Source organism: Pseudomaricurvus alkylphenolicus (assembly GCF_011683955.1).
GTDB lineage: Bacteria > Pseudomonadota > Gammaproteobacteria > Pseudomonadales > Cellvibrionaceae > Pseudomaricurvus > Pseudomaricurvus alkylphenolicus.
The window spans coordinates 294,246-315,822 of sequence record NZ_JAAQPI010000002.1 but is presented as its reverse complement, the minus strand read 5'-3'; the positions used below and the strand labels follow the sequence as shown (position 1 = coordinate 315,822).

Genomic DNA, 21,577 nt, shown 5'->3' with positions numbered 1-21,577 from the left:
GTGTGGGGTTAAACTTATGGAACACCCCACAAGCGAACGGGAGGTAAAGGCGATGCTCAGAGTCTTTACACTACTCTTTACTCTGTTATGGCTTGCAATGGCTTCGGCGAAAACCTCAGTGACCAAAGAGGAGATGGTCTACTACTGGGTTGATGAAAATGGTCAGTTGCATATTTCTGATATGAAGCCCCCGGGGGCAGGAGCAGAGTCAAAATCGGTCAAAGTGCCGCAGAACATCGGCACCGTTAAGCCAAAGGGATCCTGTGATCCCAGTATCGGTTACAAAAGTGAAGCCAAGAGCTGGAACAAGAAGCGCAATCACAGGCGTAACGAGCGCAAGATCTACAGCTGTCGCTGATAGGAAAGAATCGGCCGTGAACTACTGGAGCCGGTGGGGCTCGAGTTCAAATTCCGCCAGGCGCGTGCCCATTAGCAGCAGCTCTCCCCGGTGGCGGCGCTCTCCCGTAGAGGTAAATTCAAATTCGTAGCGTCTGGCCAGGCAGGGGTTGCCGCGGGCATCTCTTCGAACCCGCAGAGCCTTAAGTGATACGGTGTCATCCAGCAATTGCACATCCAGGCGTTCACAATTTTGCCTGGCCAGTCCCATGGCGCGGTCCCTGAAGCCGGCGTTCTGCCAGATAACAATGCCCACCAGGACAACGATACTCGCGATGATTAGGTCATATATGGTCATGGTTAAATCCGGCCAGACTTCAGAGCTGACACTATAAAGTAATTTGCACAGCTAGCTAGTGCCCGTCTGCAAACCAGACCTAAGTGGGTACAGACCTGTGCACAGTCACTGGCTAATCCGAAGCCTGGGTTTCTAGATCGGCAAAGGTTTCCACCAGAATATCAAGCAGTGCGTCTGAAGCGGCGGACAGGGGGTAACGCCTTCTCGACAATACGCCGACCTGACGCCTTAACACATTGTTCTTCAAGGGCCGACAAATGGCCCCGAGTTCACACATTTGTTGTTGGCAGAGTGCCGGTACCAGGCTGATGCCCATACCCTTGGCCACCATACGCCCGATGGTTACCAACTGATGGGCTTCGAGCGCCGGACTGAATCTGAGCTGATTCTGTTGCAGGGTTGTCGCGATCAACTCCCTGACCTGGGAGGGGGCCTGCAGGGTGATCAAATCCCATTCGCCGAGAGCCTGAATATCCACTTCTGCCTTCGGTTCCAGGGGGTGACCGACCGGTAATACCACCACAAAGGCGTCTTCAAACAGTGGCGTGAACAGCAGGTCCTCTTGCTGTCCAGGGTCGAAGCTGATGCCGATCTCCGCACGACCTGTACGCACCATCCGGACCACTTCTTCAGCAATGACATCGTGTAATGCCACCCTGATATTGGGGTGCTGCTGGCGAAACCGGAACAAGGCCTGGGGCATCAGATTGGCTGCAAAAGACGGCATGGCGGCGAGGGTGATACGACCGGTCTTAAGGGCAAAACGGTTGCCCAGATCCACCAGGGCGTGATCCCACTCCAACAACAGGCGTTGGGCGGTGGGGTAAAAGCTCTCGCCCTCGGGCGTCAGGGCAAAGGTACGGGTGGTGCGGGACAGAAGTTTACCGCCTAGCGTGTCCTCAAGGGTCTTGATAGCAATACTCAAGGCCGGCTGCGACAGGTGTATCTGGGCCGCTGCTTCCGCAAAGCTGCGGCTGCGAGCCACGGCGACAAAGGCACGGACCTGCTTCAGTGTAATGTTGTTGGGATTGAAGGAGCCATTGGGCATGGGATAGATCCGATGGATTGGTTGGAGTCTTATTATTTTAAAACATTTATTAATTAATGAAATATTTCGATTTGATAAATATAAGAGGCTGGCTCATTCTAAACATCATTGAACGAACACAAGCCGATTTAATCATTCTGGGAGGACGCCATGTCCGGTTTTGACAAAGTGGTGGGCAGTTACGAAGAGGCGATGGCCGGTCTGGAAGATGGCATGACCATCATTGCCGGCGGATTCGGTCTCTGCGGCATACCTGAGAATCTGATCAATGAAATCAAGCACAAGGGTACCCGTGAGCTGACCATTGTTTCCAACAATTGTGGCGTGGATGGCTTTGGCCTCGGTGTACTGCTGGAAGATCGCCAGATTAAGAAAATGGTGTCTTCCTACGTAGGCGAGAACAAGCTGTTTGAAGAGCAGCTGCTGGCTGGTGACCTCGAAGTGGAGCTGACCCCTCAGGGCACTCTGGCGGAGAAGATGCGTGCCGGCGGCGCGGGCATCCCGGCGTTTTACACCGCTACCGGTTATGGCACCGAAGTGGGTAAAGGCAAGGATGTTAAGGAATTCAATGGTCGCAAGTATATCCTCGAAGAGTCCATTACCGGCGACTTTGCCATTGTCAAAGCCTGGAAGGCCGATCGCTACGGCAACCTGGTTTTCCGTCACACTGCGCAGAACTTCAACCCCATGGCTGCGACTGCTGGCAAGATCACCGTGGTGGAAGTGGAAGAGATCGTCGAGCCCGGCGAACTGGAGCCCACTCAGATCCACACCCCCGGCATCTATGTGAATCGCCTGATCAAGGGCACCTTTGAAAAACGTATTGAACAGCGCACCGTGCGTGAGGCCTGAGGAGAAACGATATGTCTTTATCCCGCGAACAATTGGCCATGCGTGTGGCCCGTGAACTTCAGGACGGATACTACGTTAACCTGGGGATTGGTATCCCCACATTGGTCGCCAACTATGTGCCTGAGGGCATGGAAGTAATGTTGCAGTCCGAGAACGGGCTGTTGGGTATGGGGCCCTTTCCCACCGACGACCAAGTGGATGCCGACATGATCAATGCCGGTAAGCAGACTGTCACAGCGATCACCGGCGCTTCCATATTCTCTTCCGCTGAGTCCTTTGCCATGATCCGTGGTGGTCACGTTGATCTGACCGTGCTCGGTGCGTTTGAAGTGGATGTACAGGGCAATATTGCTTCGTACATGATTCCGGGCAAGCTTATCAAAGGTATGGGCGGCGCGATGGATCTTGTGGCCGGTGCTGACAACATCATCGTTACCATGACCCATGCGTCCAAGCACGGAGAGTCCAAGCTGCTACCCCAGTGTACCCTGCCCCTGACCGGCGCCGGCTGTATCAAAAAGGTGGTAACTGACCTGGCTTACGTCGAGATCGCTGACGGTAAGTTCTGGCTGAAGGAACGTGCACCAGGCATCTCGGTTGACGAAATTGTTCAGAAAACTGCCGGTGAACTGGTGGTACCGGAAGTGGTTCCGGAAATGGAGTTCTAAAAGAATTTGTAACAGTTTGTGGCTCGATTGAGCCGCGAATATCGGAGGCAGTGCCGATACTCATGCTTGTGCACAGGGGGATTTATCCCCCTTTTTTTGTTTGGGGTCGATTTAAGCTACAGGGGCGGGGTTCTCCGATAGACCGCAAAGTGCCATAACCGGTCATAGAAATTCGCAGGATTGGTACTCTGACGGCGTTGTTTATGCGTAGGGCGGATTAGGCGCTTGCGCCGTAATCCGCCGGTTCTGCCGGAGATGTTCGTTGGCTTCGGCCCGGTTTTTAACACCCTTGAATGTGCCTGCAACAGGTGATTTGTACACGGCCGCCGCCAATTTAAACCTTCGGCGGATCGGTGGATTACGAAGCGCAAAGCGCTTCTAATCCACCCTACGTCGTGCGGCCGTTGCGGACATTATCGAACGCCCATGGTGCCCTGAACCAGGATTATGAACTTCCGGTTATGGCACTAAGACGCCCTTTTCCGGAATGACACTTGCCCCATTGACTATTCCCTCTCTGCCCCTAGACTGGGCCAAACTTAGACACAAGGAGAACACACGTGGTCAGCATTTCCGCCATTATCGCGGCAACCGTCAGTGGCATGCTGTTGGGAGCACTCTGGTATTCACCCCTGCTGTTTGGTCGTCAATGGATGGCGGCTATCGGTAAGACAGAGGCCGATATCGGTTCTCCAACAGGACCCATGATCGGCAGTGTGTTGGCCTGCCTGGTCAGCGCCATTGCGGTGGCGTTGGTGGTGGCTATGACCGGAGTCAGTGGTGTCGGGCAGGGATTTGGCCTGGGTTTGATTCTTGGTGTGGGAGTGGTGGCGCCGGCGCTGCTCTCAGATAATTTGTTTTGCGGCTGGGGGTTGCCGCTGTTTTGGATTCAGGCTGGTTACCGAGTCAGCTATATCACCATCATGACAATGCTACAGGCGGCCTGGCCTTGGTAGACAATATCGCCTTGACGGAGTAACCGTTCAGGTCGCCTCCGTCGTGGACGCCAGTGGCCGGGCACAGACGACATTATTGCGACCGGCCTCCTTGGCCCGATAAAGCGCGCTGTCAGCCCGGGCAAACAGGTTGTCAGCCGACTCTTGCAGGTTAAACTGTGCGGCGCCAAAGCTCGCGGTGATATTCAATATCTTTCCATCCACCACCTGCAGCGACTCGGAAATATTGTGCCGCATGCGCTCAGCCAGGGTACTGGCGGACTCGATGTCACATTCCGGCAGTGCAATCAGGAATTCCTCACCTCCCCAACGGCAAATCGCGTCCGAGCGCCGTAATTGCTCGTTAAGTAACCTGGCTACTTCTTTCAGTACTCGATCGCCCATCAGATGCCCGTGAATATCATTGACCTGTTTAAACAGATCCACGTCGACCATCAGTACCGACAATGGCAGGTTGCGCCTCACTGAAAGCTGTAGCATTTGCTCCAGGACAGGATCAAAAGCGTGCCGGCTGGTCGTGCCGGTGAGGGCATCGGTGGTGGCCATGCGCTCCAGCTTTTGCTGGTAGCCACGTATCGAAAAATAGACCAATACAATAACCACAACGGTGATCACAAGACTCAGCCCCAGATTTAACCATAGCGCCTGAATCACATTCGAGTCCCCATGGCGCTCTTCTTCAACTAACAAATACCAATCGAGTTGCGGCACGTAACGGCTCTGCAAAAACACCTCACGTCCTTTGCGACGATACTCAAAGGAGCCACTTGGGTTGGTGAGGATATTGGTGGCCAGATCGCGCAGTCCGGGGATTTGGCGAATGTTGTCGCGGGTGTCGTACTCGGCGCCATGCAGCACAATATTGCCCTGCCGGTCGGCGAAATAGACATCTCGACCATAGCGCATACGATACGCCTCGATGCGGTCACTGATGGCACTGGAGGCCAAGCCGACACCGATCGCCCCCAGGTAGTCGCCTTTATAATCGTAAACTTTGTGGTTAACAAACAGCGTGGTTCGGGAGCTATCGGCCGTGTCGACATCCAGATTGATCTCGAACTCCGATTGCATGGCTGAGACGCGGAAATACCACTGGTCCAGCGGATTATCGCGATCAACCTGTTTCAGTACCCCGCTGGAATGATAATACTGGCGGGTTACATCCGAGATAAAAAAAGCAGTAATGGTATCGTACCGATTCTGAATAGATTGAAGGTAGCGCACCATGGCTTCGGCACCCTGTTCGCCTTCTATTACCCAGTCGCGGACAAAGGTGTCCTGGGCCATCAATGAGGACACCAGAATCGGTTGCAGCAGATCCCGTTGAATCTCTGAATAGATGTTGTCGCTGGTGATGGGCAGGCTATTGGTTTGTATGTGGCGACTCAGGGCGCTATTGGCCACAAAGTAACTTACCAGACTGGTGGTACCAAAACCCACGACCAGAACGGCGCAGACGGCGATGATAAAAAATGTTTTACGGGGCATCACACTACGACTTCCCTATCCGGACCCTGAATGGGCGCTCAAGATTGAAGTCAGCAGGTTACAACGGTGTGAAATGCGGGTAAAGGAAATAAGCCAGGGGCATAAAAAAACCGCCGGCGAGCGGCGGTAAACATTAAAGAAGACGAGGATACAAAAAGTGGGGCTAACCCCTTTTTGCCAACAACGCTCTGGCAACTTTGGAGCCGTTGTCCCGTTGCAGCTGCTGGCAAATTCGGTCGCCGGCATTGATCAGCTTGTCGAGATCAATACCGTGTTCAATACCCAGGCCGTCGAGCATATAGACCACATCTTCGGTGGCGACATTACCCGAGGCGCCTTTGGCGTAGGGGCAGCCACCGAGTCCGGCGACGGAGCTGTCGACAACGTTGATGCCCATTTGCAGGGCAGCCAGAATATTGGCGAGGGCCTGACCGTAGGTATCGTGCAGGTGAACGGCTAGCTTTTCGGCCGGTATATCCACCAGGCAGGCTTCCAGCATTCGCGCTACCGAGCCGGGGGTGCCCACGCCAATGGTGTCGCCCATGGAAACTTCATAGCAGCCCATGTCCAACAGTTGTTTCGCCACATCGGCCGCCTTTTCGGGGCTGACATCACCTTCATAGGGGCAGCCCACTACGCAGGAAACATAGCCGCGTACAGTGACGTTCTGCTCCCTGGCGGCACTCATGATAGGGGCGAAGCGATCCAGACTTTCTTCTATTGAACAATTTATGTTCTTTTGGCTGAAAGCTTCAGAAGCGGCCGCGAATATGGCAACTTCGCCTGCTCCCACGGCAACGGCTCTCTCATAGCCCTTGAGGTTTGGCGTGAGGGCTGCATAGGTGACCCCTTGCCTGCGGGACATCTGCTCAAAAATGGTATCGCTGCCGGCCATCTGAGGCACCCACTTCGGGTTGACGAAGCTGCCGGCTTCAATATAGCTGACACCTGCGTCAGCCAGTTGTTCGATCAATGCAATTTTGGTGGAAGCGTCGATGGGCTGTTTTTCATTCTGCAGCCCGTCTCTGGGACCCACCTCAACGATGCGAACCTTTGCGGGTAAATCTGTCACGGTTGTGTTCCTTCCTGTTCAGTCTGGTAGCTTAGGCCGGTTCAAAGTCTAACAGCTCGGCACCACCATCGACCAAATCGCCCGGGGCGAAATAGAATTCCTTGACCACACCGTCAGCTGGGGCACGTATCGTGTGCTCCATTTTCATGGCTTCCATCACCAGCAAGGCATCGTCTTTGGTCACGGCCGCACCCTTGTCGACCAAAAGTGTCACCATGGTGCCGTTCATCGGCGCGGTCAGCCCACCGGCACTACCATCGGTATCAGCATCGCCCAGGTCGGGTTGTACCAGGCTAAAGCTGAGGGCGCTGTCCTGGGTATAGAGGCTGTAACTGCCATCGTGTTCGGCGACACTGGCTTTGAGTTGATAGCCATCAAGGTCGGCGTGCAGCACATTGCCATCCATGCTGCCTTGCGCCGTGATGGTTTTACCATCGAGGGTGATAGAGTAACGAGTGGCGTTGGCAACATTGTGCTGAGTAACAGCGACCGGGTATTCCTGTTCATGAAACTGCAAACCAAACCGGTGCACATGCGGCTCGTTGAGACGCCAGGCACTGGTGGCGTGCCAGGGTGAGCTGGCATCGCTGGAACGGGCGGCATTGTCATCGGCCTGCTGGGCCTGCTTGAGTACCAGGTACAGAGCCGCCAGAGGCAAGTCTTTTTCCACTTCCTGCTGTGAGTCGTGGAAGATCACCGAGTGGTGTTTTTCAATAAAGCCGGTATCCAGCTGCGCATCGCGGAAGGGTGCGCAGCTGGCCAGATTGTAGAGAAAATCAATATTGGTGGTCATGCCGCTGATGCGGTATTCACTCAGTGCCTTAGTCAGGCGTTGCAGCGCTTTGTCCCGGTTTTCATCCCAGACAATCAGCTTGGCGATCATGGGGTCGTAGTAGACGCTGACCTCATCGCCCTGACGGACGCCCGTATCCACACGGACATTGTCGCTGCTTTCCGGCGGTTGCAGGAACGACAGGGTGCCGGTTACCGGCAGGAAATCATTCTCCGGGTCCTCGGCATAAATTCGGGCTTCAAACGCGTGGCCATTGATCTGCAATTGATCCTGTCGCAGTGGCAGGGGTTCCCCGGCCGCAACGCGCAGCTGCCATTCCACCAGATCCTGACCGGAGATCATTTCTGTCACTGGGTGCTCCACCTGCAGGCGGGTGTTCATTTCCATAAAGTAGAACGAACCATCTTCGTCCAACAGGAATTCAACGGTACCGGCGCCCACATAGTCGATCGCTTGGGCAGCTCGCAAAGCGGCGTCTCCCATCGCTGCCCGCAGTTCTTCGGTCATGCCCGGGGCAGGAGCTTCTTCAATGACTTTCTGGTGGCGGCGCTGAACGGAGCAGTCACGCTCGAACAGATAAACGCCGTTGCCCTGCTGGTCGCAGAAAACCTGGATCTCAACGTGCCGTGGCTGGGTGAGGTATTTCTCCACCAGCATGGTGTCGTCGCCAAAGCCGTTCATGGCTTCGCGTTTGGCGGCGTCCAGAGCCTCGTCAAACTCTTCGGGGCTCCATACCTGACGCATGCCCTTGCCGCCACCGCCAGCAGCGGCTTTCAGCAGAACCGGGTAGCCCATATCGTCAGAAGCCTGTTTAAGCAAATCGCGACTTTGGTCTTCGCCATGGTAGCCGGGAACCAGTGGCACCTGTGCTTTTTCCATAATCTGTTTGGCGGCGGATTTCGAGCCCATGGCCTCAATGGCGCCCACAGGAGGACCGATAAATACAATATCGTTTTGTTCGCAGGCCCGGCAGAAATCGGCATTTTCCGACAGGAAGCCATAGCCCGGATGAATGGCCTGTGCGCCAGTTTTCTTAGCCGCTTCGATTACCCGTTCAAACACCAGATAAGATTCGCGTGAGGGTGCGGAGCCAATGTGGATGGCTTCGTCAGCCATGGCGACATGCAAGGCATCCCGGTCGGCATCACTGTAGACGGCAACGGTGCGCACACCCATTTTGCGAGCGCTTCGTATCACTCGGCAGGCGATTTCGCCGCGGTTGGCGATAAGGATCTTTGTGAACTGTTTAATGCTCATAGTGCGTAACCTTTATTCTCTTAATCCCTTACCCAAGCGGCTTTGCGCTTATCCAGAAAGGCACCCAGGCCCTCCTGCCCTTCTTGTGAAACACGGATGTCGGCGATGCGATGACAGGTGTCCTCAATCAACTCGGCGGTGATTTCCCGTTCAGCGACATCGAACACCAGCTGTTTGGCGGCTGTCAGAGCTGCCGGGCTGTTGCCAAGAAGCTGCTCTACCCACTGGTCGATCACCGCGTCGAGCTCTTCATTGACTTCACTCACCAGACCGTTTTCCAAAGCGCTGATGGCGCTGAAGCGTTCGGCGGTTAGAAAGTAGCGCCGGGCAGCGCGCTGGCCCATCGCAGCAACCACATAGGGACTGATGGTGGCGGGAATCAAACCGATCTTGACTTCACTCAGGCTAAAGCTGGCGCGTGGTGCGGCAACCGCCAGATCGCAACAGCTCACTAACCCCACGGCACCGCCAAAGGCGGCTCCCTGAACTCGGGCGATGGTGGGCTGGGGCATAAAATTCAAAACCCGCAGCATTTCCGCCAATGCCTGGGAGTCGCGCAGGTTTTCCTCGCGGGTGTAGGTGGCCATGCGTTTCATCCAACCGAGATCGGCGCCGGCCGAGAAGCTCTTGCCCTCGGAAGCCAGTACCAGAATGCGTACTTCCGGGTTGTTGGCCACCGACTGAAAGGTCTCGGTCAGTTGCGCGATAATGGCATCATCAAAAGCGTTGTGTTTGTCGGGGTTGTTCATAGTGACGGTAGCGACGCCGCGAGCGTCGATATTGGTCACTACCATTGGTTCAGTCATGATCTCGCCCCCGTCACATACGGAACACGCCAAAGCGCGTTTCCTCGATGTCTTTGTTCAAACTGGCTGACAGAGACAGCCCCAGCACCATGCGGGTTTCGGCGGGATCTATGACACCATCGTCCCAGAGACGGGCGGAGGCGTAATAGGGATGACCCTGCTCTTCATAAGTATCGATAATGGGCTGCTTGAATTCGGTCTCTGCCTGTTCTGACCATTCCTGTCCGGCTTTTGCCAGCTGTTCGCGTTTGACCTGAGCCAGTACGCCGGCAGCCTGCTCGCCGCCCATCACGGAGATACGGGCATTGGGCCACATAAACAGGAAGCGGGGGTCATAGGCGCGGCCACACATACCGTAGTTGCCTGCACCAAACGAACCGCCGATCAGCACGGTAAATTTGGGCACCTGCGCGGTGGCTACTGCCGTTACCATCTTGGCACCGTGCTTGGCGATGCCACCGTGTTCGTACTGCTTGCCCACCATAAAGCCGGTGATGTTCTGCAGGAATACCAGTGGAATCTTGCGCTGTGCACAGAGTTCAATAAAGTGTGCGCCTTTCTGAGCGGACTCACCGAACAGAATGCCGTTGTTGGCGACAATCCCCACGGGGTAGCCAAAGATGCGGGCAAAACCGCAGACCAGGGTATTGCCATAGAGGGCCTTAAATTCATCGAACTCTGAGCCGTCGACAATGCGGGCGATGATCTCGCGAACGTCGTAGGGCTTGCGGGTGTCTTTGGGAATAATGCCGTAAATTTCCCGCGCGTCGTAGAGAGGCTCTTTGGGGTCGGCGACATCCAGTCCCAGTGGTTTGGTGCGATTCAGACGGGACACGGCTTGTCGGGCCAATTGCAGCGCGTGGTGATCATTCTGAGCAAAGTGATCTGCGACGCCGGAGGTGCGGCAGTGCACATCGGCACCGCCCAACTCTTCGGCAGTGACCACCTCACCGGTTGCGGCCTTTACCAGAGGAGGCCCACCCAAAAAGATAGTGCCCTGCTCCTTCACAATAATCGACTCGTCTGCCATCGCCGGCACATAAGCGCCACCGGCCGTACATGAGCCCATGACCACTGCAATCTGCGGAATGTTGCGGGCGGACATATTGGCCTGGTTAAAGAAGATGTGACCGAAGTGATCCCGATCCGGGAAAACATCATCCTGGCGCGGCAGGTTGGCGCCACCGGAATCCACCAGGTAAATACAGGGCAGGTTGTTTTCCTGGGCGATGGTTTGCGCGCGAAGATGTTTTTTGACGGTTAATGGGTAGTAAGTCCCCCCCTTCACCGTGGCATCATTGGCGACAATCATGCACTCCTGGCCGCTGACACGCCCGATGCCGGTGATGATGCCGGCGGCAGCAACATCTTCGCCATACACATCGTGTGCTGCCAGTTGCGACAGCTCCAAAAACGGCGAACCCGGGTCGAGCAGGCCATTGACACGGTCTCTGGGCAGCAATTTGCCGCGGCTGGTGTGGCGGTCCCGGGCACGCTCGCCACCGCCCAGCTTAATGGTTTCCAGTTTGGACTGCAGGTCATCCACCTGCGTCTGCATGTGCTCGGCGTTGTCGGCAAATTCCGCCGAGCGGGTGTTGATTTTGGAATGGATGCTAGCCATCGATAATCCTCAAGATCTCTGCACGGTGGGTCTGGCGGTAATTCGTTACTTGGTTTCGTTAAACAGTTCGCGACCGATCAGCATGCGGCGAACTTCAGAGGTACCGGCACCGATTTCATAGAGCTTGGCATCGCGCAACAGTCGGCCTGTTGGGAATTCATTGATGTAGCCGTTACCGCCCAGTGTCTGAATCGCCTGCAGAGCCATTTGGGTGGCTTTTTCGGCGGTATAGAGAATGACGGCGGCGGCGTCCTTACGGCTTTCCTCGCCACGGTCGCAGCCTTTGGCCACGGCGTAGAGGTAGGCGCGGCAGGCGTTGAGGTCGGCGTACATGTCGGCCACCTTGCCCTGCATCAGCTGGAACTCACCAATTGATTGACCGAACTGCTTGCGATCGTGAATGTAGGGTACAACCACATCCATGCACGCCTGCATGATGCCCACCGGACCGCCGGACAGGACGGTGCGCTCGTAATCGAGGCCGCTCATCAATACGGCGACACCCTTGCCTTCTTCACCCAGAATGTTCTCGGCGGGTACTTCACAATCTTCAAACACCAGCTCACAGGTGTTGGAGCCACGCATACCCAGTTTGTCGAGTTTCTGGTGGCGGGAGAAACCGGGGAAGTCGCGTTCCACGACGAAGGCAGTGATACCGCGAGAGTGAGCCTGTACGTCAGTCTTGGCGTAGATCACATAGGTGTTGGCATCGGGCCCATTGGTAATCCACATCTTGTTGCCATTGAGGATATATTTATCACCCTGCTTTTCTGCACGCAGCTTCATGCTCACTACATCACTACCGGCATTGGGCTCAGACATGGCCAGGGCACCGATATGCTCGCCGGAGCACAGCTTGGGCAGATACTTCAACTTCTGCTCATGGGTGCCGTTCTTGTGAATCTGGTTAACGCACAGATTGGAGTGAGCACCATAGGACAAACCCACAGAGGCGGAGGCACGAGAGATCTCTTCCATGGCGACCACGTGCGCCAGGTATCCCATATTGGTGCCGCCGTACTCTTCTGCAACGGTCATGCCCAGCAGACCCATGTCACCGAACTTGCGCCACATGTCCATGGGGAACTCGTTACTGCGGTCGATCTCTTCCGCGCGCGGTGCCAGTTCGGCCTGAGCAAACTGGTATACGGCGTCGCGCAGCATGTCGATGTCGGTACCCAGGTCAAAGTTGAGGGTGGGGTAGCTGGTGTTCATCGCGGTTCTCTCCTAATAAAGAAGTTGGCCTGTAAATTCAGATAGTCTGAAAAGTGGCTCTTAAAGGGTTTCGTTAATCGGTGCTAGGTGTCTGTTCAGTCTTGGGGTTCGAGCTTGGCTTCGGCTTCGGGTGCCACCTCGCGCAGAGTCTCCAGGCAACGCCGCTCGCTCTCCTGCAAATCCACCATCATGACCTCCAGGTCGTGCATCTGTTGGGTGAGGTAGTCGCGGCGTTCGCGGATTTTGCGGATCAGCTTCAGGAGCTGTTCGGCATTGCTTTCGCCGGGACTGTACATCTCGATAATGTCCCGGCTTTCGTCCAGGGTCAGTCCCAGGCGTTTACCGCGAAGAATCAGCTTTAACTTAGTGCGGTCAGCGGGGGTGTAGATACGGGTCTGGCCGCGGCGTTCGGGCGAGATCATGCCCTTGTCTTCGTAAAAACGGATGGCCCGGGTGGTGACGTCAAATTCCCGCGCCAGATCGGAAATGCTGTAGGTCCTGGATTCAGCGGAGGCCTCGCCGGTGATGTCACTCATGTGCGGTCAGTCCTGTGGATGATCAGTCAACGGTTGTCAGATTAACCCAGGTTTACGTTAACGTAAAGGTAAACTTTGTTCTAAGTCAGCCGCTGGTTATTCCGATTGCGGATTTACGGCTTGCCGACACCGTGTCTGTCACATTTTTGCCACGGCACCATCACCCTTCTGTCACAGGATCGCAGTAATTTGGTCGCATTCAGCGTCTATCCGAATCGTCCACGTCAACGGTTGTATTCCCCCATGATCAATATCGAACAAAGCGTCTGTGACAAGTTTCCCGCATTTGAACAGCAACCGGAGATGATCAAGCGCTCCACATTTTCCTTCTTGCGAAAGCTCACACACGAGCAGGAGATCAACGCCTTTCTGGAAGAAAATCACGGGCTGGACCCGATCGCCTTTATCGAGAGCGTGTTCGACTATTTCAACTTCAGTTACACCGTGCCCAACCGCGATAAGGCCAATATTCCCGCCCAAGGGCGCGTCGTGATTATTGCCAACCATCCCATTGGCTCTCTGGATGGCCTTGCCATCCTGCGATTGGTCTGTGAGGTTCGCCCGGACGTGAAGATTCTGGCCAATGACATGCTGATGAATTTTGAGGCCTTGCACCCGTTGCTGATTCCACTGGACAACATGACCGGCAACAGTGCGCTCAAGAGCTTCCGAGCGGCTCTGGATGAACTGAATAATGACCACGCGGTGATCGTCTTCCCCGCCGGTGAAGTGTCCAGAGCCAGACCATCGGGAGTGCGCGACACCCGCTGGCGTCCCGGATTCCTGAAGTTGGCCCGTCGCAGCGGTGCTTCCATATTGCCGGTTCATATCGGAGCCAAGAATTCGCTACTGTTTTACAGCGCCTCCATGCTGTTCAAACCCCTGGGAACGGCCTTGTTAGCCAAGGAAATGTTCAACAAAAAATCGGCGACCATTCACTTTCGTGTGGGTGAACCTATTACCGCCGATGCCCTGACTAGCGATCAACTCAACGACAAAGCTCTGCTAAAGCGTCTCAAGAAGCATCTGTACAAGGTGGGGCGCAAGAAGAAACATGCTTTGTTTGTGACGGAGAAAACGATCGCCCATCCGGAGGATCGGACATTATTGCTGGAGGAAACCCGCCAAATGACCAGTCTTGGGGAAACTCGGGACGGCAACCGTATTCTGATGACCCGCTATTGCGACAGCCCGGTGATGATGCGCGAAATCGGTCGTCTGCGTGAATTGACCTTTCGCAAGGTGGGTGAAGGCACTGGCGGCAAGCGCGATCTGGACCAGTTTGACCGCAATTATCAACACCTTGTGCTCTGGGACAGGGAAGATATGGTGGTGGCAGGGGCTTACCGCATCGGAGACATGGCAAGGCTGCTTCGCGAAAATGGTGAAAAGGGGCTCTATACCCGCTCGCTGTTCGACTTTCAGCCAGGCTTTCACGCTTATCTAAAACAAGGGCTGGAGCTGGGGCGCAGCTTCGTCAATCCCGCCTACTGGGGTAAAAACAGCCTGGATTATCTGTGGCAGGGAATCGGCGCCTACGTTAATCATCACAGCGATATCCGCTACCTGGTGGGGCCAGTGACCATCAGCGCCCGCTTTTCGAAGACCTTGATTGACCACATGGTGTTTTACTATCAGCGTTACTATGCCTGCCCCAAGGCACTGGCCAGCGCCAGGCATCCGCATTTTATCGATCCGCCGCAACGCTGCGGCCTGGAGCAGGAGTATCGCGATCTTGACCGCGACGCCGGTTTTGCTCATCTGCAGGCGGTTTTTCGGGCGCAGGGCGAGAAGGTTCCTGTGCTCTTCAAGCAGTATGCAGCCCTGTTCGAGGAGGGTGGCTTTCAGTTGCTGGCGTTCAGTGTGGATCCGGACTTTGCCGATTGTATTGACGGCCTGTTCCTTGCTGATTTGTCAAAGCTCAAAGCCGCCAAGCGCAAGCGTTACCTGGGAGACTGATTCTTGCCAAAGGCCTAACTGGCGTCTCTGAGTTTACCCAGCTGCTCGGCCTGCTTGTGCAGCAGGTCCTGATAGCTGGGCTGCAATCCCTCAATCGCAAGCCACTCCTCCTCTTGAGGGTGCTCGTCCAGGTTCAGGCGCTGCAGCAGTGCATCTGCCGCGCAGTTCGAACGGTGTAGCCATAATTGTTCTGCGCGGCCCCGGGCCAGCAAGCGTTGGCAGTTATTGCGAAAACGGCTTTGTTCCAATCGTGCCTGTAGGGTTGAGTCGTTTTCGACCCGATAGACAGCACCGGCGTACTGCAGGCTGATGCCCGCCTCGCCCTTGCCTAACAGCGAGTAGAGCAGTTGGGCGGCGCAAATCGCGCGAAAACCGGTGCTGTCGAGATCATCGCCGTTGAATAGCAGGCGCAGGTAATAGCTGTCGGCATTCTCGATACGGCATTGGTACAGAGCATTAATGCCATCCAGGGTGCGTTCGAGTTCCCGATAGAGTTGTTGGCGCAGGGTGCTGCTGAGTTGCTGTTGCAGCTGCTCCACATTGAGGCATACGAGCTCCAGCGCAATATTGATAGAGCCGCTGTGGGTGGGTGGCCTGGCGGGCAGATTGGGGGGTGACTGCTCGCTCTCCTCCTCCTCATCCGCTGCAGGCGATAGAGTCGCTGGACCGGTCTCTGTATTTCGAAGATTCAGTAAACTCATTACCAGCAGTACCGCGGCCATGGCCACCAACCCCAGCAGCCAGGCATCGTCCTGTTGTTCCAGCAAGCGCTGGGTATCAACGGTTACGGTCACATAACCGGCCACGCTGTCGTGCAGCGTGATGGCCGCCGTATAGGAGCGAGTCTGGCGGTGCAGAAAATCGCCGGTATTCGGTGAGGCCCCGGCCTGCACCAGTAAGCGGTTTTCCACATCGTGAATGGTGGCATTGAGCACGTCGGGGTTATGAGCCACGTCGCTGACGGTCACCTGCAGGCTGACCAAATCATGATTGAGGGTGGCGTCAGTGGCCTGACCGGCAGCCATGCTCGCCAGAGCCTTGCCGTAGTGGTCTGTGCGCTGGTCCAGCAGTGAGCGGTTTTGGTTTCCGAATAAGGTGGCGCTGAGAAGCAGGATCCCCAGGGCGGTGGCGCTCATCATAAACAGGGGGCTTCGCAGCAGGGTTTGCACTGTTTTGGGCAGCATAGGGGTGCCGTTTATCTCTTCTTTTGACGGAGAGAGCCGCCGATGGGCAGAGAGATTATTTTAGTCTGGCGGCAGAGTAAAGTTATAATGCCGCCCCAATGCCATAACCCACCCAGCTGACAGCAGAGCCTCTCCGTGAAAGAAATCCTGTTAATCAATTTGTCCGGCGCCGATCGACCCGGGGTCACCTCGGCCATCACTGCCATTCTGACCCAGTATCATGCCAATGTCCTCGATATTGGCCAAGCGGTCATCCACGATAATCTGACTCTGGGACTGTTGGTGGAGATTCCCACCGAGTTTGAATCCTCACCGGTTCTCAAAGATGTGCTGTTCAAGGCCCATGAGCTGGATATGCAGGTCAAGTTCCAGCCCATCAGTGAGGACAGTTATCACCAGTGGGTCACACAGCAGGGTAAGGACCGCCACATTGTCACTCTGCTGGCCCGGCGCATTACCGCTGAGCAAATTGCCGAGGTGACGGCAATTGCCACCCGCCACGGGCTGAATATCGACAATATCAGCCGCCTCTCGGGGCGGGTGGAGCTGGACAGCCAGGATGATCGCACCAAGGCCTGCGTGGAATTCTCAGTGCGTGGCAGTTCGTCGGATCTGGCCGCACTGCGTTCAGACTTTATGGAGCTGTCGATGCGTCTGGATATCGATATCGCCTTCCAGGAAGATAACGTCTATCGCCGTAACCGCCGCCTGGTGTGCTTTGATATGGACTCCACCCTGATCGAGGCGGAGGTCATTGATGAGCTGGCCAAGGCGGCTGGTGTCGGTGACCAGGTAGCGGCGATTACCGAAGCAGCAATGGCAGGAGAGCTGGATTTCAAAGAGAGCTTTTCCCGCCGTATGGCCCTGTTGAAGGGGCTTGACGAGTCGGTATTGGCTGAGATCGCAGAGAATCTGCCCATTACCGAAGGGGCGGAGCACCTGATCAGCACGTTAAAGAAGCTCGGTTACAAGACCGCGATCTTGTCCGGGGGCTTTAACTATTTCGGGCGCTATCTGCAGCGGCGTCTCGGCATTGACTATGTCTACGCCAATGAGCTGGAGATTGAAGACGGTCAAGTGACCGGCAATGTCTCCGGTGTAGTGGTCGACGGGGCTCGCAAGGCTGAATTGTTACGGGAGCTGGCGGATCGAGAGAACTTGTCTCTGGAGCAGGTAATTGCGGTGGGGGATGGTGCCAATGATCTGCCCATGCTCAGCATTGCCGGCCTCGGTATTGCCTTTAGGGCCAAGCCCTTGGTTAAGGCCTCCGCCAAGCAGTCCATCTCCAATCTGGGGCTCGATGGCATTCTCTATTTGATTGGTTTCCGCGATAGAGACAGCCTCTAGAGGCTGTATTCTACCCCTCCATGGTGAAATCGTAGTCCATGGAGGCGGTAGGGGCCTGGAGATAGTGCCCCTGAATATAGTGCACGCCAGTCTGCCATAGCACAGACAGTACGCTGGCGTTTTCCACGAAGGGCACGATGGAAATCTTATTGGCTTCCAGCAGCTGCTTGATCAGATTGCTAAGGGTTTCGGGGCTCTCGTTGTTGTTCTGGATGTCCAACGTAAAAGAACCATGCACTTTAACGTAATCCGCCGGAGCGTGCTGCAGAGTGTTAAAGGGGTTTAGCGAGCAGCCAAAGTTACTGATGGAGGAGAAGCTGCGGATTTCCTTGAGAGACTCGAAAAAGCTCTTGGCAGAGGTCAAATGGTTGGTGACATCCACCTCGTCCACCTGGAAAACAATGGCGTCGGTGGGTAATTTGGCAGCCTTAAAGGCGACGCTGAGCCAGGGTACCAGGGTCTCATCGCAGAGGGACTGGCGACTCAGGTTGATAATTGCGCGCGTTTTATGGCCATTGCCACGGTGTTCCGCCAGCATCTTGATGGCTTCCAATACCACCCAGCGGTCTATCTTGGTGGTGGCACCGATCTGATTGGCCATATCCATAAATTCAGCCGGTGAGATCAGTTCATTCTCTTCGTCCTGCATCCGCAGGAGAATCTCATAGAGCTCGTCTTCGGCCCCGCGCAAGCTGATTATGGGCTGGAACAGCAGCTGGAAGCGGTTGTTGTCCAGTGCGTGCTGTAACAACCGATGCATTTCGCTTTCGTCAACGGCACCCTCTGGCAGCTCGGGTTCAAACAGTTGAACGCCACTGCCGGCCCCTTCGTTGTTTTCGCGATAAATCTCCACGGCTCGCAGAGCGTGGTCTATGGCGGTTTCTGTGTTACTGGAGGTCTCGTTGATCAGGGCAATACCGATGGTGACCGTCAGCTGTACGGTCTTGCCTTCGACATCAACAATGTGCTGCTCAAGGTCGCCAACCAGCTGTTGAGCCCGTTCCAGGCTATCGTCAGCACTCTGCTGGGGAGCCAATAGCATAAAGGCGTCATCGCCAAAACGGGCCAGGGTTTCGTGGGACTGGGTTCGCTGCTTAACAAAAGCCGCTACATCCCCAAGAACCACATCGGAGCCGGCGATGCCCATTTGCGGCTGAACATTCTCCGCGAAGTTGTCGATTTCAATATAAAGCAGGCAGCTGGTGGTTTCATTGTCGACCGCATTATTGGCCTCGATCTCCAGTTGTTCCACCAGATATTGCCGATTGTAGAGACCGGTGACCAGGTCCTGGTCCTTGATCTTCTGCAGTTCAGCCTGCAGTTCCTCGTTATCGGCCGACTGCGCCGGGATCAGGAACTGGACACAGGATTCTTCGTCGTATATCGCATTAGCTACATCGACGTTGAGTTTGCAGGGGGAACCGTCTTCACGCAAACCGTGGAAGCTGAGCTGGCAACTTTCCGCTTCATCGCCTTTGAGGGTGAAGTCCTTGAGAAACTGTTTGACCTCTTCCTGGCTGTTGTCGGCAATCATGTCGATAACCGGCATGCACTCGATATCGTCGCGTTCCGCATAACCGAATCGTTCGGCAAAGGACTGGTTGGCATAGAGGTACATACCATCCTGCACGTAGGCAATGGCGTCACGGGAGCTGTCGAGCAACTGCTGGTTGCGGCGCTCCACTTCTTTGAGGCGGCGGTCCGCCTGGCGTTTCTGGTGTCTCTGTTCGCGATTGTGTAATTCGCGCTGGATTACCAGTAACAGGTGTTGGTCCTGGTCCAGCTGGACGACATCGGTGGCGCCCATTTTCAGGCCCTCAACCACTTGCTGACGGTCTTCGTCTTCCGTAACCAGAATCAGGGGAACATCTTTATTGAGACGTTTGATCTGGCGCGCGGCGGTACCGGGTGGCGGTTCCGAACTGGCCATATCGGCAATCATGAGCTCCCAGGGTTGCTCCTGCAGCAGCTTGGTGAGCGCCTCTTCGCTTTCGACATGCTGGGCGCGGGTGGGGTGCCCGGCATTGTTGAGCATACTGATCAGGCGCTCGACCTCGGCGCGAGAGTCGTTGAGGATCAGGAGACGAATGGTTTCGTTAGCACTCATACCGCAATTGCTATTCCCTGTTTGCCCTGGTGTCGTTTATGGCCAGGAGATGTTCCGGTTCGATGCACAGGATACGCGAAAAATTAATTGCCACAACCACAAGCATAGGCTATTGGCACGGCCTGTGGCGTGCTTTTCTTCTACTGGTTACAGATTGCCCTACCACTGCGAGTCAAAACCCTGATCCGGTGATGGCTCATCACTCTCTGCGATACTCTGTGGCGACTCCAGGCGGCGGAAGCTGAACAGGCTCATGCATCCTGTGGCGTAGCGCAACTCAGTCAAAAACGCGTTGGAAACGGAACCATATTCGTTCAATTTGACCTTGTTGTTGGCCCGGAAGGGGTGTGCAGCCGTAACAATCCCTGCCAGCTGGTTAGCATCCGTACTGCTTGGGGGAATAAGCAACGCCCGCATGTAGACGTTGTCATTGCCCACCTTCTGCAGTTGCTTGGCCGCCACGGCTCTGGCCTGGGGAGCCAACACCTGTATCCCCAGCTGGGATGCCCCTTTGCTTTGCTTGAGCCAGCGGATGACGCCGATATTCCAATATCGGCGACCAGGCTCGCGAAGGCCGACCAGCTCTCCGGCCTTGGCTTGGGGCGGCACTTCATCGCGCCAGTCCAGGCAATAACCGCCGCTGCTGGCGTCAATAGTATGGACCGGGTAAATCGGCAGAGAAGCGTGTTGTTTGGTGGCGGGGGCTGGCACCCCTTCATAGTTGAGTTCCTTGCCGATACCCGCCTTGGTATTCATACCGGCATCGGTGGCTTCCGACCAGGGATCGTACTCGGAAGACAGTTGCATGCTTTCAAATTGGCTGCCGCTGCCTCTGCGCCCCCCCAATTTCAGAAACTCCTGAAACTCGACCTGCCCCGCCAAATGGTAATGAATGCTGGTCAGGCCCACAGCCACTTCCAGTTGTGCCTGAGCGGCGCGGCGAGGATGTTGACGCTGGTGCAGCTCACCCCAGGAGGTGGTGAGGTGGTTGATCAGGTGATCGGCGATAGCCAAGGGGATAGCGATGATCTGGCTTTGATCTCCGTGCTCCTGCTGCTTGTGAATGGATTCCAGCAGTGGCTGAACATCCATTTCACGCAGGTTTCTGTCGGGATCGGCAGTATTCTTGTAGATCGGTGCACTGGCGCTGTCCAAATCCACAACGAACAGATTGCGTTCGTTGCCATTCAAATCGGTGAAGTGCACCATCCGTGCCCAATCCTCCAGGGTGTCGTACAAAATGCCTACTTCATTCTGGCGCAATTGGTTGGGGCGGGAGCAGGCGAGCAGGAGAATTCTGAAATAGGCCTGTTCGATGGTACAGGCGCGATTGAGTTTCAACAGTGGATCGACGCACGATTTCTTCAACAATTGCAGGTGTTCAGCCAAGCCATAGAGGGCGTGGACTTCCTGCCACAGCTGATTCGATACCGGGGTATAGATCTGGGCGTTACGCAATAACTGCAATCCCATACCTGTAATAGCCCTGTGTATGGCGAGGCTCAATATCTCCAATTGATCCGCCTTGAATTTGCCATCGGTGTGCTGCTGTACCAATGTCTTTGCCACCAGACAGTAGCCATTGCTCATGTGCTTCTGCAGCGCTTGCGCAATCACCGCCGTCTTGCGCGCGGCCTGGGGCAATATCAGCGGTTTATTGAGGAAATTCTTGGCCAGCCCCTGAATGCATTGCTGTACATAGGGCCGCAGGTGCTCCAGCATCTGTAAGCGATTTGACGCGGAGGTGTCCAGACGCGAGATTTCAGGCAGCGCCTGGTAAAGAAGCACACTGGTGTGGCTGATCCGGGTGGCCGGCAGCTGATGCGCCCAATCCGCGACTTTGGCGGCGCGCGCACTGTCGCAAAAAGCGAGTTTGGCTTGGTCTTGTGGCGGTAAGCGCAACCGATTGACCAACGTCAGCAGCGCAGTATCCTGATTCATTGCAGTAATGTAGCTCTATCTTCCATGATCTCA

18 protein-coding genes are annotated in these 21,577 nt (G+C 55.5%); 6 read left to right on the top strand and 12 right to left on the bottom strand.

Annotated features, from left to right (window positions below; translation table 11 throughout):
• Positions 1 to 16: 16 nt before the first annotated feature.
• Positions 17 to 358, top strand: a complete 342-nt coding sequence (locus tag HBA55_RS06740) for a DUF4124 domain-containing protein (RefSeq protein WP_166988698.1) — start codon at positions 17 to 19, stop codon at positions 356 to 358.
• Positions 359 to 379: 21 nt separating this feature from the next.
• On the opposite strand, the gene HBA55_RS06735 is transcribed toward HBA55_RS06740, so the two are convergent.
• Both HBA55_RS06735 and HBA55_RS06730 read right to left on the bottom strand, forming a co-directional pair.
• Entirely contained in the window at positions 380 to 694 is a 315-nt protein-coding gene (locus HBA55_RS06735) for a DUF3301 domain-containing protein (protein WP_206019589.1), read from the bottom strand.
• 112 nt (positions 695 to 806) lie between these two features.
• Entirely contained in the window at positions 807 to 1,742 is a 936-nt protein-coding gene (locus tag HBA55_RS06730) for a LysR family transcriptional regulator (protein ID WP_166988696.1), read from the bottom strand.
• A gap of 150 nt (positions 1,743 to 1,892) precedes the next feature.
• Between HBA55_RS06730 and HBA55_RS06725 the strand changes: the two genes are divergently transcribed.
• From HBA55_RS06725 to HBA55_RS06715, 3 genes are all read left to right on the top strand, one after another.
• Positions 1,893 to 2,594: a CoA transferase subunit A gene (locus HBA55_RS06725; protein ID WP_166988694.1), complete on the top strand. Its 702-nt coding sequence runs from the start codon at positions 1,893 to 1,895 to the stop codon at positions 2,592 to 2,594.
• Positions 2,595 to 2,605: 11 nt separating this feature from the next.
• Positions 2,606 to 3,262: a CoA transferase subunit B gene (locus tag HBA55_RS06720; protein ID WP_166988692.1), complete on the top strand. Its 657-nt coding sequence runs from the start codon at positions 2,606 to 2,608 to the stop codon at positions 3,260 to 3,262.
• A gap of 560 nt (positions 3,263 to 3,822) precedes the next feature.
• Entirely contained in the window at positions 3,823 to 4,218 is a 396-nt protein-coding gene (locus HBA55_RS06715; protein ID WP_166988690.1) for a DUF1761 family protein, read from the top strand.
• 27 nt (positions 4,219 to 4,245) lie between these two features.
• Here the strand turns inward: HBA55_RS06715 and HBA55_RS06710 are convergent, their stop codons facing one another.
• From HBA55_RS06710 to HBA55_RS06680, 7 genes are all read right to left on the bottom strand, one after another.
• Complete coding sequence (locus HBA55_RS06710; RefSeq protein ID WP_166988688.1) at positions 4,246 to 5,706, bottom strand: sensor domain-containing diguanylate cyclase; 1,461 nt, start codon at positions 5,704 to 5,706, stop codon at positions 4,246 to 4,248.
• Positions 5,707 to 5,869: 163 nt separating this feature from the next.
• On the bottom strand, positions 5,870 to 6,778 hold the full coding sequence (locus HBA55_RS06705) for a hydroxymethylglutaryl-CoA lyase (RefSeq protein ID WP_166988686.1): 909 nt from the start codon (positions 6,776 to 6,778) through the stop codon (positions 5,870 to 5,872).
• Positions 6,779 to 6,809: 31 nt separating this feature from the next.
• On the bottom strand, positions 6,810 to 8,828 hold the full coding sequence (locus tag HBA55_RS06700; protein ID WP_166988684.1) for an acetyl-CoA carboxylase biotin carboxylase subunit: 2,019 nt from the start codon (positions 8,826 to 8,828) through the stop codon (positions 6,810 to 6,812).
• 20 nt (positions 8,829 to 8,848) lie between these two features.
• Entirely contained in the window at positions 8,849 to 9,634 is a 786-nt protein-coding gene (locus tag HBA55_RS06695) for an enoyl-CoA hydratase/isomerase family protein (RefSeq protein WP_166988682.1), read from the bottom strand.
• 13 nt (positions 9,635 to 9,647) lie between these two features.
• Complete coding sequence (locus tag HBA55_RS06690; protein WP_166988680.1) at positions 9,648 to 11,255, bottom strand: carboxyl transferase domain-containing protein; 1,608 nt, start codon at positions 11,253 to 11,255, stop codon at positions 9,648 to 9,650.
• Between the two features lie 45 nt (positions 11,256 to 11,300).
• On the bottom strand, positions 11,301 to 12,470 hold the full coding sequence (locus HBA55_RS06685) for an isovaleryl-CoA dehydrogenase (RefSeq protein WP_166988678.1): 1,170 nt from the start codon (positions 12,468 to 12,470) through the stop codon (positions 11,301 to 11,303).
• 95 nt (positions 12,471 to 12,565) lie between these two features.
• Complete coding sequence (locus tag HBA55_RS06680) at positions 12,566 to 13,006, bottom strand: MerR family transcriptional regulator (protein ID WP_166988676.1); 441 nt, start codon at positions 13,004 to 13,006, stop codon at positions 12,566 to 12,568.
• 120 nt (positions 13,007 to 13,126) lie between these two features.
• On the opposite strand from HBA55_RS06680, the gene olsF reads away from it, so the two are divergent.
• Complete coding sequence (gene olsF / locus HBA55_RS06675) at positions 13,127 to 14,965, top strand: bifunctional ornithine lipid synthase OlsF (RefSeq protein WP_338109367.1); 1,839 nt, start codon at positions 13,127 to 13,129, stop codon at positions 14,963 to 14,965.
• A gap of 14 nt (positions 14,966 to 14,979) precedes the next feature.
• On the opposite strand, the gene HBA55_RS06670 is transcribed toward olsF, so the two are convergent.
• Positions 14,980 to 16,149: a hypothetical protein gene (locus HBA55_RS06670; RefSeq protein WP_166988674.1), complete on the bottom strand. Its 1,170-nt coding sequence runs from the start codon at positions 16,147 to 16,149 to the stop codon at positions 14,980 to 14,982.
• A gap of 135 nt (positions 16,150 to 16,284) precedes the next feature.
• Here HBA55_RS06670 and serB point away from each other — a divergent pair, with 135 nt between their 5' ends.
• Positions 16,285 to 17,496, top strand: a complete 1,212-nt coding sequence (gene serB, locus HBA55_RS06665) for a phosphoserine phosphatase SerB (RefSeq protein WP_166988672.1) — start codon at positions 16,285 to 16,287, stop codon at positions 17,494 to 17,496.
• Between the two features lie 10 nt (positions 17,497 to 17,506).
• Here the strand turns inward: serB and HBA55_RS06660 are convergent, their stop codons facing one another.
• Together HBA55_RS06660 and HBA55_RS06655 are read right to left on the bottom strand one after the other, a co-directional pair.
• A complete protein-coding gene (locus HBA55_RS06660) occupies positions 17,507 to 19,603 on the bottom strand; it encodes an EAL domain-containing response regulator (protein ID WP_166988670.1) in 2,097 nt (698 codons plus the stop codon).
• A gap of 159 nt (positions 19,604 to 19,762) precedes the next feature.
• Complete coding sequence (locus tag HBA55_RS06655) at positions 19,763 to 21,544, bottom strand: hypothetical protein (protein ID WP_166988668.1); 1,782 nt, start codon at positions 21,542 to 21,544, stop codon at positions 19,763 to 19,765.
• Between the last annotated feature and the right edge of the window lie 33 nt (positions 21,545 to 21,577).